The organism is Vagococcus sp. JNUCC 83 (assembly GCF_053667615.1).
This window is the reverse complement of sequence record NZ_CM132204.1, coordinates 1,138,606-1,151,985: the sequence shown is the minus strand read 5'-3', so window position 1 is coordinate 1,151,985 and position 13,380 is coordinate 1,138,606. Positions and strand designations below refer to the sequence as shown.

Genomic DNA, 13,380 nt, shown 5'->3' with positions numbered 1-13,380 from the left:
AACAATGAAAGAACGTTTGAAAATAAATGGAGTATGGCTTTTTATAATGGTTGTTGTATTTGCTATTTTAGCAACGACGTATTCAACCGGAATGATGTCTCCAGTTGTAGAAAACGCACTGGTTATGATAGGAATTAACGTTATTTTAGCGGCTGGTTTGAATCTAGTTATCGGGATTTCAGGACAATTTTCATTAGGCCATGCAGGATTTATGGCAATCGGAGCCTATACAACAGCGATTATGACAATAAAAATGCCTTCTATTATTGGTTTTTTAACTGGATTAGTGCTTGGTTGTATCCTTTCTGGAATTGTAGCTTTACTTGTAGGAATTCCAACACTACGATTATCAGGTGACTATTTAGCGATTGCAACACTTGGAGTATCAGAAATTATTCGTTCATTAATCATGAATATGGATGATATTACTAATGGTCCTGCAGGATTATTTGGGATCCCACCATTTGTGACTTGGTCTATGGTGTATTTGTTTGTTTGTGTGACGTTGATTTTGATTACCAATTATATTCATAGCGCAGCAGGCCGAGCAACATTGTCTGTACGTGAAAACTTAATTGCAGCCGAGTCAATGGGCGTTAATGTAACGAAATACAAAGTCGTGGCATTTGTGATTGGTGCGATGACCGCAGCTGTTGCTGGGGGCTTGTACTCAAGCTATGTGCAAACAATCGTTCCAGGAAATTTTGATTTTATGAAATCCATTGATATTTTAATTATCGTGGTATTTGGTGGTGTTGGTAGTATGACAGGAACAGTCGTAGCAGCTGTATTATTAGGTGCATTGAATATGTACTTACAAGATTTTGGGGCTATTCGTATGATTATATATGCTTTTGCTTTAGTCATTATTATGATTTTCAAACCTTCAGGATTATTAGGGACAAAAGAATTTTCAGTGAAAAAACTTTTGACTAAAGGAGGTAAACAACATGTCTGAATTAAACATTAGTCATTTAACAAAGAATTTTGGTGGATTAGCGGCCATTCAAGACTTAAATTTACATTTTGGAGATAACGAATTGATTGGTTTAATTGGACCAAACGGTGCTGGAAAGACCACATTATTTAATCTGATTACTGGCGTTTATGAACCAACATCTGGAAGTATTGAATTAACAAATGACGGAAAAACGACTAAATTAAACGGTATTGCTCCTTTTAAAATTGCGCAACTTGGCATTAGTCGAACCTTTCAAAATATTCGTTTATTTAAAGATTTGAGTGTTTTAGATAATGTCCTTATTGCGATGACGGCTAATGCTAAAGAAAGTGTATTGTCTGGCATGTTACGTTTACCATCATTTTATAAAAAAGAAGATAAAATGGTTGAAGAAGCGACAAAATTATTAGGATTATTTGATTTAGAGGAAAAAAAAGACCATCTGGCAAAAAATTTACCTTACGGCGAGCAACGTCGGTTGGAAATTGTACGAGCATTAGCAACAAAACCAAATATTTTGTTTTTAGATGAGCCTGCAGCCGGGATGAATCCACAAGAAACAGAAGAATTGACACAGTTGATTAAACGAATTCAAAAAGAATTTGGGTTGACGATTGTCTTGATTGAACATGATATGTCTTTAGTTATGGAAGTATGTGAGAGATTGTATGTATTAGAGTATGGTGCGCTGATTGCTTCAGGGACACCAGATGATATTAAGCAAGATAAGCGCGTGATTCAAGCGTATTTAGGTGGTGAAGAGTAATGCTGAAAGTGGATAATTTATCTGTACATTATGGAATGATACAAGCAGTAAAAGATGTCTCTTTTGAAGTAAAAAAAGGAGAAATTGTTAGTTTGATTGGAGCAAACGGTGCCGGAAAAACAACGATTTTAAAGAGTTTATCAGGTCTTGTTAAACCATCAAATGGTACGATGATTTTTAATAATGAAGATTTAACCAAAAAATCTGCTCCATCAATTGTAAAAAGTGGCTTAGTACAGGTACCTGAAGGTCGTCATATTTTTGCTGGGATGACTGTAATGGAAAACTTGGAACTTGGTGGCTTTATACACAATAATAGTGATGAAAAAAAAGAAATTTTGGCATACATTTTTGACACATTTCCTGTGTTAAAAGAACGTCTCAAACAAGATGCTGCGACACTTTCAGGTGGCGAGCAACAGATGTTAGCGATGGGGCGAGCATTGATGACCAAACCTGATTTATTATTACTTGATGAGCCGTCAATGGGACTAGCTCCGATTTTTATTCGCGAAATTTTTAATATTATTGAACGAATAAATAAACAGGGAACGACCATTTTATTGATTGAGCAAAATGCGAATATGGCTCTAAAACTTTCTGATCGAGGGTACGTATTAGAAACTGGTCAAGTGGTTTTAAAAGGTAGTGGTAAAGAGCTATTAGAAAGTGAAGAAGTTCAAAAAGCATATTTAGGAGGATAGAGTATGTTAGTAAAAGACTACATGTCAACAGATGTCATTACAATTGCACCTGATACTCGTGTTTTTGAAGCAATGGATTTAATGAGGCAAAAAGAAATTCATCGTTTACCTGTTGTAAAAGATAATAAATTAGTCGGTTTGGTGACTGAGGGAACGATCCAAGAAGCTATGCCATCAAAAGCGACGAGTTTGAGTGTGTATGAGGTGAATTATTTATTAAACAAGATGACAGTATCAGATGTTATGATAAAGGATGTTCATACCATTAAGGCTGATGAATTCATTGAAGAGGCTATTAAAATTATGCGTGAATTCAATATTGGTGTGTTACCAGTAGTAGATGATCAAAAAGAAATTAAAGGCATTATAACAAGTACTGATGCGTTTGATGCGTTTTTAGCTATTACGGGATATGGTGAGGATGGCACACGTGTTGCTATCTCAATCAAAGATGATCACCCTGGAGTTTTAGCCGATTTAACAAGTGTGTTAGCTAAAGGTCAGTTTAACATTGTTCAGATTGTTGTGTACCGACAATCTAAAGAAGTGATTATTGTGATTCAAATTGTCGAAAAAAATGCATTAAAACTTAAGGATACTCTAGAAAAAAATCACTACACTGTTGTCAGTTGCTTGGAAACAAAGAGAGGCTAGGAGCTTCTCTTTTTTCTCTTAACAAAATGAAAGATTTGTGTTATTCTATATAAGTTCGATGTATGAAGGGACGGGAAAATGACTATGAAAAAAAATAAACCTGTTGAAGTTGAAATTAAAGAATTATCAGATCATGATGAATTATTGATTGGCAAAAAAGTAATTGGTACGGTGACTCAAATTTCTGATAAAAAATTTCAAGTAGAAACTACAGATGGAATTTTAGGTGTTTATAAAACACAAGATGATGCTTACGAAGAGGTTTTGAAACATTGGAATTTAAATAATTAAAAAAAGTTAAAAAAGCACTTGATTTTTTTTTTGAAATTCGTTATTATATGGAAGTCGGGTTGATAAACTTGATTCTTACGGAGGGGTAGCGAAGTGGCTAAACGCGGCGGACTGTAAATCCGCTCCTTCGGGTTCGGCAGTTCGAATCTGCCCCCCTCCATTTGTTATTGGGCTATAGCCAAGCGGTAAGGCAACGGACTTTGACTCCGTCACTCGTTGGTTCGAATCCAGCTAGCCCAGTATTATCTAGCACTGAAGTCGGTGTTAGATTTTTTTTTATATTCTTTTATGGTATGATACGTGTATAAAATTTAACTTAATACAAAGGAGAGTTAATCACATGAGCGACTTATCAGAAAAATTAGTATCCCAAATCCTAGAGTATCGTGATATTCTAAAAAGCAATGAAGTAATGGATAATATCAAAGACAAAGCTCAAATGGTATTTCCAACAAAAGATTATGTTGAACCAAGTAAATCTGAGAAATTAAAACATAGCCAACGCAAATGGCATGCTAAAAATCGATATTAATAATATGTCATAAGGGGTAGCTAGTACTGCTCCTTTTTTATTTGTTTACTCTGTTATTATTAGAGTATTGTCATTGTTTATAAAAATCGCTATAATAAAGATAATGAAAATAAAAGGACGTGAATGAATGACTCCAAAGTTGCCCGTTTACATTCAGATACATGATAAGATTAAACAAGAGATTGAAGATGGTATCTGGAAAATAGGGGACAGATTGCCTTCTGAGAGGGAATTATCTGAGATATTTGGTGTCAGTCGAATGACACTAAGGCAAGCTATCCAAACGCTAGCTGACGAAGGAATATTAGAAAGAAAGATTGGATCAGGTACTTATATTGCAAGGCAAAAAGTCAAAGAAACGATGACTGGAACCACGAGTTTTTCTGATATTGTGCGTTCTCAAGGTAGTCAACCGTCAAGTAAAACGTTATCCTACTTTGTTACGGCACCAAGTTCAAGTGAAATGGAAAAATTACGTTTAACAAAGGATCAGAAAATATTAAAAATGGAGCGTATTCGTTACTCTGATGATATTCCAATTTGTTTTGAGGTGGCAAGTATTCCACATCATTTAATTGAAGATTTTAGCAAAGAAGAGATCACACGTTCATTGTATAATGCACTAGCTAGTCATGGACATCGAGTGATTGGAAAATCATCTCAAACAATTTCGGCTCTAAACGCATCAGAAAAAATTGCGCATTATCTGGAATTAAAAAAAGGTGATGCCGTCTTACGTTTACGTCAAGTGTCGTATTTTGACAACGGAACGCCATTTGAATATGTAAGAAGTCAATATGCTGGTGAACGATTTGAATTTTATCTAGAAAAATAATAAATCCTAGAGCGATGACTCTAGGATTTATTTATCGGAATTTCACAATAATCGAGAACACCTTTTTTCGATGTGAATTGAGCGTTTAATAAATTAGTTAATTCTTCCTCAAAACGTGACACATCTTTCTCATCAACCATGATAGATAACGTAACAGTGTCACTGAAGTCTGTGTTGTTTAAGGTATACTCTGGGTGATTCGTTAAAAAATGTTCTAGTTTTCCATGAGCCGAATAATCAACAGTAATCAATAGTTCTTGTTGAAGTTTTCCTTCGACTAGTCCAATGTGTTCAATGGCTTCTGAAACAGACGAACTATACGCTCTTATAAGGCCGCCAGCGCCAAGTTTAGTGCCACCAAAGTATCTAGTAACAACGGCTAAAACATTTCTTAATTCTTTGACTTTTAACATTTCTAGCATTGGCACGCCAGCTGTTCCACTCGGCTCGCCATCGTCACTAGAACGTTGGATTTCCTGATTGTCGCCTAGAACATAAGCCACACAATTATGATTGGCTTTCCAGTGTTCTTTTTTTATTTGTTGAATGTATTCTTTTGCTTCATCTTCCGTTTCGATTCGCCTTAAATGGCAAATAAACGACGACTTTTTTATGACGATTTCATAATCACCGTCTTGTTTTATGGTATAGTAGTTTGATAGCATGTTTAACCCCCAAAAAAAATATTTAAATTAGAATGTCACTAAAGGAGACTATTTATGCAAAAAAAACGAATAGGAATATTAGTGTTGGCTTTATTTTTCGTCTTGAGTGCCTGCACGTCTACAAAAAATGACACAACAAGTGAGTCAACTGATACAAAAGATGACAAACTTGTCTATACATTAGAATACGATCACCACCAATACCAGTTTAACATGCTTGATGGTTGGCGTAAATTTCCTAATAGTGATAAATCGATTGCTTTTTTAGTTGGAAATAAAGATTCTAAGTCATTTATGTCAGCTGGTTTTGAAGAAAAAGGGAATAAAACGTTAGAAGATTATAAAAAAGAGTACTTAAACAAGTTAAATGACTCCAAAGCTAAGGTGGTTTTAGAACCTGAGAAGAAGAATTTAAATGGGTGGGATGCTTATTATCTTGGTGTAGAAATGAAAGATGCAAAAAATCGCACACTAACGTACCGAATATATCTCATCGATACACCTGATTATTTTATTAATTTAGGTGCATGGACAAGTAATGAGTCACCTGATGAGAAAACGATTCAAGGGTTAGATGATATATTATCAACGTTTAAAGAAAAAGAATAATAAAGAAAGCATGAGGCGAGAGAAACGCTTCATGCTTCTTTTTATATTCTATGAGACAGCCAATCATAGATATCGTGTGTGACGTCTAGGGCTTCTTTTTCATTTAATATTTCGTGCCTTAAATCGTTATATAAGCGAAGAGTGACATCTTTAAAGTAGTTGTCACTTAACTCTAACGCTAACTTTCTTGGTCCCTTACCATAATTTCCAACAGGGTCTTTTTCGCCGCTTATGATTAGAATAGGCAATTCTCGTTGGATGGTTGAAAACCAATGTTTTTTCGTTGCTTCATCGATAAGAGTTAATAACGTGTAGTAACCGTTATTTGTAAAGATAAACCCGCATCTATCATCTTTTTCGTAATTTTCGACATTCGTTTGATTTTTAGACAACCAACTAAATGGTGAGTTAGCCGGTTTAAATGGTTGGTTAAAAGAGCCAAATATTAATTTATCAAGTGCAGGATTTTTGGTTCTAGGAGAAACAGTATTTAATGCTTTGGCTAGTTTGACAGCCATCTTGATATCATTTCTTCGATTACTAGAGCCCATTAATATGGCACCATTTACTGAATGCGAATATTTTTTTAAATAATTTCTCACAACAAAAGATCCCATGCTATGGCCTAATATAAATAAAGGCGTTTCTGGGTATCGACTTTTAGCATATTGTGTGATTTGAAACGTGTCTTCAACGACAATTGAGGCACTATCACCTTCACAAAAAAATCCATGCAACGGGTCTTCTATGTCGACTGAATCACCATGTCCTAAGTGATCGTGACCAATAACTAAAATGTTTTGTGATGTAAGAAAAGTTGCTAGAGCGTCATATCGTTCAATATACTCTGCCATACCGTGAACGATTTGTAGAATTGCTTTTGGTTTTTTTGATGTAGGATGCCAAATAATCCCATTTAAATCAGTTGTTCCATCTAAAGATTCAATGACAAATGTTTTTTTCATAATGATGTCCTTTCGTAATTATACTTGTCTTTATTATAGTCTATTTGAAAGTCAGTCACTAGTATAAAGCGTATATTATTTTTGGGAGGGATGAAAGTGTACCACAAATTACAAGGAAGACAGTTATTAAAAAGAGACATCCCAAAAAAATTTTGGAAACGAAAAATTAGTCACACTGTTATAACAGTAAAGGGTATGACTTCTTTTGGAAAATACATCCAGTGCAATCGCTGTGGCCATCGCGCATTAAAACAAGCGTGTCAGATGACTGATGGGTATTATTGTCTTTATTGCATCAATATGGGACGTGTGACAAGTAAAAGTAAGTTGTATCGTATACCTAGATTAAAAAGACAGGAACAACCTGCTATTCATTGTGCGTGGGAGGGGAAATTGACTGTTAGACAGCAACAAGTAGCTGACGACTTGATTGAGTCTTATTTGAATGGCAAACATCATTTTATCCATGCTGTCACTGGCGCTGGTAAAACAGAAATGTTATTTCCTTTGATTGAAAAGGGATTGTCAGATGGGAAAAATATTGGCATTGCAACACCGCGTATCGATGTTTGTTTGGAACTATTTCCAAGATTGACCAAAGCATTTCCGTCTGTTTCTATCAACCTATTGTATGGTTCATCTGACCACCAGTTTGATGGGGCCTCCTTAGTTATTTGTACGACTCATCAACTCATGCGTTTTTATCATTATTTTGATGTGTTGGTGATAGACGAAGCGGATGCATTTCCTTATGTTAAGTCAAAGGAGTTACAATTTGGTGCAAAACAGGCAATGCATGAGAAAGGCATGTCTGTATTTTTGACAGCAACAAGTAATAACTTATTAGATAATCAATTGAATACAGATAAAAGCATTGTATCACGTCGTTTTCATGGGAGAGATTTACCTGTTCCAGAAGATAAATATTGTCATAAGTTATCTACTCGATTAAAAATAGGAATATTGCCAAAGAAACTTATCCATCTTATAGATAATCAACAACAAGCCTTGATTTTATTTTTTCCAGATATTAGTCAGATGATCTTTATCCATCAGGTGATAAAAAAACGTTGGCCTGATAAAAGGATTGAAGCGGTATATGCTGCCTCAAAGACAAGAGAGGAAGCAGTGCAAAAAATGCGAGAGGGAGAGATTGATGTGCTTTTAAGTACAACTATTTTAGAAAGAGGGGTTACTTTTAAGAATATTTCTGTTTGTGTGGTCTGTGCTGACCATCAAGTATTTAACCGATCGACACTAATTCAAATTGCTGGGCGTGTGGGTCGCCATAGTAATTATCCTGATGGGGATGTGTTATTTCTGCATGAAGGGAAAACACGAGCCATCGCACAAGCCATTAAGGAAATAAAGCAAATGAATCGGAGGTAGAGATATGCCTTGTTTATTATGCGGTAAGAGTGAAATATATCATTTATCGTTAAGAGAACTGTTACTTGGTAGAGAAATAGAAGAGACAGTGTGTTGCGCGACATGTTTTATGAATTTTGAGCGATTGCATTATTTAGCTAAAAAGCACTGTTATTATTGTTTGAAAGAAAGTTCGAATGAGATTTGCGATGATTGTTTATATTGGCAGAAAAAAGGCATGAGTTTATCTAGGCATCACGCACTATATCTTTATAATGAAGCGATGAAAGATTATATGTCTAGTTATAAATTTCAAGGAAATCAATCTTTAGCCACCGTTTTTTCTAACCCTATAAAAGAATCAATCAGTCGGTTGTCCTATGATATGGTTGTCCCTATGCCACTTTCACGAAAACGTTTATCAGATAGAGGGTTTAACCAAATAGAGACACTTCTTAGTCAAGCACATGTCACGTTTCATCCTTTTCTAAAAAAGAGCAATCATAATAAAAAACAGTCGAGTAAAACGAGAAGAGAACGTCTGAAAACTACGCATCAATTTGTTGTCATACCTGAAAATCAATCCCTCATTAAAGAAAAGGTTATTTTGTTAGTTGATGATGTCTATACGACGGGAAGCACGATGCAACATGCTAAAAAGACTCTTTTAGAACGCCAAGCTAAGGAAGTGATAACGTTTACCTTAGCAAGATGAAAATAATAAAGCGTTTTCCGTCAAAGTGTTTGTCATTTTATGATAAATTCGCTATAATAAAGATAGAAAGATAAGAGTGAGTTATTTCATATCTTAAGCCATCTTATCTTTTTAGTTTTAGTGATAGATGAAAGGGGTAATAGTTATGTTTAGATACAATGTAAGAGGCGAGAACATTGAAGTTACTCAAGCCATAAGAGAATATGTAGAGAAAAAAATTGGCAAATTAGAAAAATATTTTACAAATGTGCCCGAATCAACAGCACATGTTAATTTAAAAGTATATTCTGATAAAAATGCTAAAGTGGAAGTAACTATTCCATTACCATACTTGGTTCTTAGAGCTGAAGAAACATCTCCAGATTTATACGGAAGTATTGACTTAGTTGTCGACAAATTAGAACGTCAAATTAGAAAATACAAAACAAAAATTAACCGTAAATCAAGAGAAACAGCTTTAGATGTAACAAAAGAAATGGTCTTTTCTTCAAGCGAATCAACAGAAAAAGCGGATGAGCCAGATTTAGAAATCGTTCGTACAAAACGTTTATCATTAAAACCAATGGACAGTGAAGAAGCTGTATTACAAATGAACATGTTAGGTCATAATTTCTTTATCTTTGAGGATGCTGAAACAAATGGAACAAGCATTGTTTACAAACGTAAAGATGGGAAATATGGTTTAATTGAAACCAATTAATTACTAGTGAATACCAAACTCTTCTAGAAAGCATTTGCTTTTTAGAAGAGTTTTTTTACGTTATAAAATAAGAGATAAGTACTTGTTATCTTGTCTAGGTACCTTAAATCTGATAAACTGATTAGGATTAACAAAGAGATGGGTGATCAAATGAAGCTGTTACGAGCAGATAATTTAGATAAAAATTATGGAACAAAACAATTATTGGATGATGTTTCTTTTTTAATTAAAGAAAAAGATCGTATTGGATTGATTGGGATTAATGGGACTGGTAAGTCAACGTTAATTAAAATTTTATCTGGTAAAGATCACGCTGAAAAAGGAAGTTTAGACTATCCAAATGATTATAAAATTGGTTACTTATCACAAGACACACAATTTTCAGACGATATTTCTGTATTAGACGCGGTGTTTGATGACGACACACCCGTGATGAAAGCAATTCGCTCTTACGAAAAAGCACTGGTAGACTTAGCACAGTATGGTGAAAACCCATTGGTGCAAAAAGCCTATGAAAAAGCAGAAGAAGCGATGAATAAAGAAGATGCATGGTTAGCTGAAACAAGCGCTAAGACGATTTTAAATAAATTAGGTATTCTATTTTTAGATAAAAAAGTATCGGAGCTATCAGGTGGGCAACAAAAAAGATTAGGGTTGGCTCAAGTGTTGATTCAATCACCAGACCTATTGTTGTTGGATGAGCCAACCAACCACTTGGATTATGAAACAATCCAGTGGTTAGAAGATTATTTAACGCATTATCAAGGAGCGTTGATTGTGATTACACATGATCGCTATTTTCTAGATAAGGTCACTAATCGTATTTTTGAGTTAGCAGATGGGAAACTATACGAATACACTGGGAACTATCAATCGTATTTATTACAACGTGCTGAAAGAGAAGAAAACGAAAAGAAAAGCTTACATAAAAATAAACAGTTATTTAAACAAGAGTTAGCGTGGATGCGCGCAGGTGTAAAAGCACGTGGAACAAAGCAACAAGCTAGAATTAACAGATTCCATGATTTGAAAGGTAAAGTTAGTGAATCAACAGATAAAGGTGGTTTAGAATTTTCTGCTGCAACCAAACGACTTGGTAAAAAAGTAATAGAAGTTGAGCATGCGAACTTTAACATCGGTAATCAAGTCATATTAAAAGACTTTGAATTACTTATTCAAGCAAATGAACGACTAGGTATTACTGGAGCAAATGGTTCAGGTAAATCAACGTTACTAAATATTATAGCTGGAAAAATACCATTAGACAGTGGTGTGATAGAGTTAGGTGAGACAGTAAGTCTTGGGTATTATACTCAAGGGAACGACCAGCTAGATGAGAATAAACGGATTATTTCGTTTCTTCAAGAAATTGCGGAAGAAGTTAAGCAACAAGATGGTTCAGTTATTAGTGTGACAGAAATGCTCGAACGATTTTTGTTTCCAAGACATGTTCATGGGACGCTAATCAGTAAACTTTCTGGTGGTGAAAAACGTCGTCTATATCTATTAAGCATTTTAATTCAACAACCGAATGTGTTATTATTAGATGAACCGACGAATGATTTAGACGTGGAAACATTAACTATTTTAGAAGATTATTTATCAGAGTTTCAAGGTGCGGTGATTGCGGTCAGTCATGATAGATATTTCTTAGATAAAACCATGGATAAGTTACTTGTATTTAAAGGTCGCGGTGAGATGACGACGTTTTACGGGTCGATGAGTGACTATGTGGAACAATTAGCTGAAAAAGAAACGCATGAAAAAACGAGTGTTTCAACACCTAAAAAAGAGATTAAAGAAGTCTCTAAAACAAACGACAAAAAGAAATTAACTTATCAAGAGAAAATTGAGTGGGAAACGATAGAAGAAGATATTGCACAACTTGAAACTGCTGTTGAAACACTAAATCAACAAATGCTAGAAAATAACAGTGATGCTGTGAAATTACAAGAATTACAAGCAACTTTAACAGATACACAACAGACTCTTGAAGAAAAATTAGAGCGTTGGGAATACCTAAGTGAATTTGCCGATTAAAAAATTATTTTTTGAGGGGTTATTATGGAAGAATCATATTTAAAACTAGGCCGTGAATTATTAAGTAAGGGCTATGAAAAAACAGACCGTACAGGCACGGGAACCAGAAGTCTTTTTGGCTACCAAATGCGATTTGACTTAAGCCAAGGATTTCCTTTACTAACAACAAAACGACTTCCTTTTTCATTGATAAAAAGTGAGTTGTTATGGTTTTTAAAAGGTGACACAAATATTAAATACTTACTGCAAAATAATAATCATATTTGGGATGAGTGGGCATTTGAGAGATACGTTAACAGTGAAGACTATACTGGTGTAGATATGACTGATTTTGGACGTAGAAGCTTAGTTGATGAGGCATTTAATAAGGCTTATCAACAAGAGATGAATATGTTTATTGAGAAAATATTGACAGATGATGAATTTGCCAAAAAACATGGAGATTTAGGTAATATTTATGGTTCTCAGTGGCGACGTTGGAAAACGTCAACAGGTAAAACGATTGACCAATTAAAAGACGTGATTGATATGATTAAACAATCGCCAGATTCTAGACGTTTGATTGTATCTGCATGGAACCCAGAAGATGTGCCATCAATGGCATTGCCGCCTTGTCACACGCTATTTCAGTTTTATGTAGCAGATGGAAAATTAAGTTGCCAACTCTATCAACGAAGCGCAGATGTCTTTCTTGGTGTGCCATTTAATATTGCGAGTTATGCGTTATTAACACATCTGATTGCGCATGAAACCAATTTAGAAGTGGGGGACTTTGTCCATACACTGGGGGATGCTCACCTATACAATAATCACATTGAACAGATGGAAGAACAGTTGTCAAGAGACATTCGTCAGTTACCAACTTTATGGTTAAATAAAGAGAAACAATCAGTATTTGATTTTGACATGGATGATATAAAGATTGAGGGATATCAGCCTCATCCAAGTATAAAGGCACCTATTGCGGTGTAGGGAAAATTTGGGAGGAAATACAGAAATATGATAGCAGCTATATGGGCTCAAGATGAAAATGGATTAATAGGAAAAGATGACAAATTACCTTGGTATTTGCCAGATGACTTGCAATTTTTTAAACAAATGACAGAAAATAATACTATCGTAATGGGAAGAAAAACGTTCGAAGGAATGGGCAAAAATCTTTTACCTAATAGACAAACGATAGTACTAACTTCAGATCAACAATATGACGGAAATGGCGCTTTAGTGATGCACTCTATCGAGGAAGTATTGGAGTATGCTGAAACATTTGAAGGGATTACCTTTATTACTGGTGGTGGTGAAATATACAAAGCCTTTTTACCACACACTGATGTGTTATATCGTACACTCATTCAAGCGACGTTTGATGGGGATACTTATTTTCCTTATATTGATTGGGGAGAGTGGAACATAGTTAGTACTAGCGAAGGATCTGTCAATGCAGATAATCCTTACCCACATGACTTTGAGACATACCAACGCCATCAATCATAATAAAAAAGACTGTTGAATGTTTTATTCACAGTCTTTTTCGTTAGTCTATGTTTACATGTTGATCTAAATATTAAAAAAAAT

The 13,380-nt window shown here is 34.8% G+C and carries 16 protein-coding genes and 2 tRNA genes; 16 read left to right on the top strand and 2 right to left on the bottom strand.

Features of this window, described 5'->3' with window-relative positions; translation table 11 throughout:
• The first annotated feature begins 4 nt into the window (after positions 1-4).
• The 9 genes from JNUCC83_RS05555 (at position 5) to JNUCC83_RS05515 (ending at position 4,743) form a co-directional block, all read left to right on the top strand.
• Positions 5-958, top strand: a complete 954-nt coding sequence (locus JNUCC83_RS05555; RefSeq protein WP_454461223.1) for a branched-chain amino acid ABC transporter permease — start codon at positions 5-7, stop codon at positions 956-958.
• Positions 951-1,727, top strand: a complete 777-nt coding sequence (locus JNUCC83_RS05550) for an ABC transporter ATP-binding protein (RefSeq protein ID WP_454461222.1) — start codon at positions 951-953, stop codon at positions 1,725-1,727. Before JNUCC83_RS05555 ends, JNUCC83_RS05550 begins: the two co-directional genes overlap by 8 nt.
• Entirely contained in the window at positions 1,727-2,431 is a 705-nt protein-coding gene (locus JNUCC83_RS05545) for an ABC transporter ATP-binding protein (RefSeq protein WP_454461221.1), read from the top strand. Before JNUCC83_RS05550 ends, JNUCC83_RS05545 begins: the two co-directional genes overlap by 1 nt.
• Before the next feature lie 3 nt (positions 2,432-2,434).
• Positions 2,435-3,085, top strand: coding sequence for a CBS and ACT domain-containing protein (locus JNUCC83_RS05540; RefSeq protein ID WP_454461220.1), 651 nt, complete (start codon positions 2,435-2,437; stop codon positions 3,083-3,085).
• An 84-nt stretch (positions 3,086-3,169) separates the two neighbouring features.
• Positions 3,170-3,376, top strand: a complete 207-nt coding sequence (locus JNUCC83_RS05535; protein WP_454461219.1) for a DUF2969 domain-containing protein — start codon at positions 3,170-3,172, stop codon at positions 3,374-3,376.
• A gap of 79 nt (positions 3,377-3,455) precedes the next feature.
• Positions 3,456-3,536: transfer RNA gene (locus tag JNUCC83_RS05530), tRNA-Tyr, on the top strand.
• Positions 3,537-3,544: 8 nt separating this feature from the next.
• A tRNA-Gln gene (locus JNUCC83_RS05525) sits at positions 3,545-3,616 on the top strand.
• Between the two features lie 100 nt (positions 3,617-3,716).
• Positions 3,717-3,908 (top strand): hypothetical protein, encoded by a 192-nt coding sequence (locus tag JNUCC83_RS05520; RefSeq protein ID WP_454461218.1) that lies wholly within the window; start codon positions 3,717-3,719, stop codon positions 3,906-3,908.
• Positions 3,909-4,035: 127 nt separating this feature from the next.
• Positions 4,036-4,743: a GntR family transcriptional regulator gene (locus JNUCC83_RS05515; RefSeq protein WP_454461217.1), complete on the top strand. Its 708-nt coding sequence runs from the start codon at positions 4,036-4,038 to the stop codon at positions 4,741-4,743.
• A 20-nt stretch (positions 4,744-4,763) separates the two neighbouring features.
• On the opposite strand, the gene JNUCC83_RS05510 is transcribed toward JNUCC83_RS05515, so the two are convergent.
• Entirely contained in the window at positions 4,764-5,408 is a 645-nt protein-coding gene (locus tag JNUCC83_RS05510) for a YigZ family protein (protein ID WP_454461216.1), read from the bottom strand.
• A gap of 54 nt (positions 5,409-5,462) precedes the next feature.
• Here JNUCC83_RS05510 and JNUCC83_RS05505 point away from each other — a divergent pair, with 54 nt between their 5' ends.
• Positions 5,463-6,017 (top strand): PsbP-related protein, encoded by a 555-nt coding sequence (locus tag JNUCC83_RS05505; RefSeq protein WP_454461215.1) that lies wholly within the window; start codon positions 5,463-5,465, stop codon positions 6,015-6,017.
• 41 nt (positions 6,018-6,058) lie between these two features.
• Here the strand turns inward: JNUCC83_RS05505 and JNUCC83_RS05500 are convergent, their stop codons facing one another.
• Entirely contained in the window at positions 6,059-6,982 is a 924-nt protein-coding gene (locus tag JNUCC83_RS05500; RefSeq protein WP_454461214.1) for an alpha/beta fold hydrolase, read from the bottom strand.
• 96 nt (positions 6,983-7,078) lie between these two features.
• On the opposite strand from JNUCC83_RS05500, the gene JNUCC83_RS05495 reads away from it, so the two are divergent.
• From JNUCC83_RS05495 to JNUCC83_RS05470, 6 genes are all read left to right on the top strand, one after another.
• Positions 7,079-8,371 (top strand): ATP-dependent helicase ComFA, encoded by a 1,293-nt coding sequence (locus tag JNUCC83_RS05495; RefSeq protein ID WP_454461213.1) that lies wholly within the window; start codon positions 7,079-7,081, stop codon positions 8,369-8,371.
• A 4-nt stretch (positions 8,372-8,375) separates the two neighbouring features.
• The gene (locus JNUCC83_RS05490; protein ID WP_454461212.1) at positions 8,376-9,065 is read left to right on the top strand and encodes a ComF family protein; all 690 of its coding nucleotides are present in this window, start codon (positions 8,376-8,378) and stop codon (positions 9,063-9,065) included.
• Positions 9,066-9,210: 145 nt separating this feature from the next.
• Positions 9,211-9,765, top strand: coding sequence for a ribosome hibernation-promoting factor, HPF/YfiA family (hpf, locus tag JNUCC83_RS05485; RefSeq protein ID WP_454461211.1), 555 nt, complete (start codon positions 9,211-9,213; stop codon positions 9,763-9,765).
• Between the two features lie 150 nt (positions 9,766-9,915).
• Positions 9,916-11,805, top strand: a complete 1,890-nt coding sequence (locus tag JNUCC83_RS05480) for an ABC-F family ATP-binding cassette domain-containing protein (RefSeq protein ID WP_454461210.1) — start codon at positions 9,916-9,918, stop codon at positions 11,803-11,805.
• Between the two features lie 24 nt (positions 11,806-11,829).
• Positions 11,830-12,777: a thymidylate synthase gene (locus JNUCC83_RS05475; RefSeq protein WP_454461209.1), complete on the top strand. Its 948-nt coding sequence runs from the start codon at positions 11,830-11,832 to the stop codon at positions 12,775-12,777.
• A 27-nt stretch (positions 12,778-12,804) separates the two neighbouring features.
• Complete coding sequence (locus tag JNUCC83_RS05470; protein WP_454461208.1) at positions 12,805-13,299, top strand: dihydrofolate reductase; 495 nt, start codon at positions 12,805-12,807, stop codon at positions 13,297-13,299.
• Positions 13,300-13,380 lie beyond the last annotated feature (81 nt).

Bases quoted from the DNA above. Each gene is read 5' to 3' on its own strand.
- JNUCC83_RS05555 (WP_454461223.1), top strand. From the start codon at position 5: ATGAAAGAACGTTTGAAAATAAATGGAGTATGGCTTTTTATAATGGTT.
- JNUCC83_RS05550 (WP_454461222.1), top strand. From the start codon at position 951: ATGTCTGAATTAAACATTAGTCATTTAACAAAGAATTTTGGTGGATTA.
- JNUCC83_RS05545 (WP_454461221.1), top strand. From the start codon at position 1,727: ATGCTGAAAGTGGATAATTTATCTGTACATTATGGAATGATACAAGCA.
- JNUCC83_RS05540 (WP_454461220.1), top strand. From the start codon at position 2,435: ATGTTAGTAAAAGACTACATGTCAACAGATGTCATTACAATTGCACCT.
- JNUCC83_RS05535 (WP_454461219.1), top strand. From the start codon at position 3,170: ATGAAAAAAAATAAACCTGTTGAAGTTGAAATTAAAGAATTATCAGAT.
- JNUCC83_RS05520 (WP_454461218.1), top strand. From the start codon at position 3,717: ATGAGCGACTTATCAGAAAAATTAGTATCCCAAATCCTAGAGTATCGT.
- JNUCC83_RS05515 (WP_454461217.1), top strand. From the start codon at position 4,036: ATGACTCCAAAGTTGCCCGTTTACATTCAGATACATGATAAGATTAAA.
- JNUCC83_RS05510 (WP_454461216.1), bottom strand. From the start codon at position 5,408: ATGCTATCAAACTACTATACCATAAAACAAGACGGTGATTATGAAATC.
- JNUCC83_RS05505 (WP_454461215.1), top strand. From the start codon at position 5,463: ATGCAAAAAAAACGAATAGGAATATTAGTGTTGGCTTTATTTTTCGTC.
- JNUCC83_RS05500 (WP_454461214.1), bottom strand. From the start codon at position 6,982: ATGAAAAAAACATTTGTCATTGAATCTTTAGATGGAACAACTGATTTA.
- JNUCC83_RS05490 (WP_454461212.1), top strand. From the start codon at position 8,376: ATGCCTTGTTTATTATGCGGTAAGAGTGAAATATATCATTTATCGTTA.
- hpf (WP_454461211.1), top strand. From the start codon at position 9,211: ATGTTTAGATACAATGTAAGAGGCGAGAACATTGAAGTTACTCAAGCC.
- JNUCC83_RS05480 (WP_454461210.1), top strand. From the start codon at position 9,916: ATGAAGCTGTTACGAGCAGATAATTTAGATAAAAATTATGGAACAAAA.
- JNUCC83_RS05475 (WP_454461209.1), top strand. From the start codon at position 11,830: ATGGAAGAATCATATTTAAAACTAGGCCGTGAATTATTAAGTAAGGGC.
- JNUCC83_RS05470 (WP_454461208.1), top strand. From the start codon at position 12,805: ATGATAGCAGCTATATGGGCTCAAGATGAAAATGGATTAATAGGAAAA.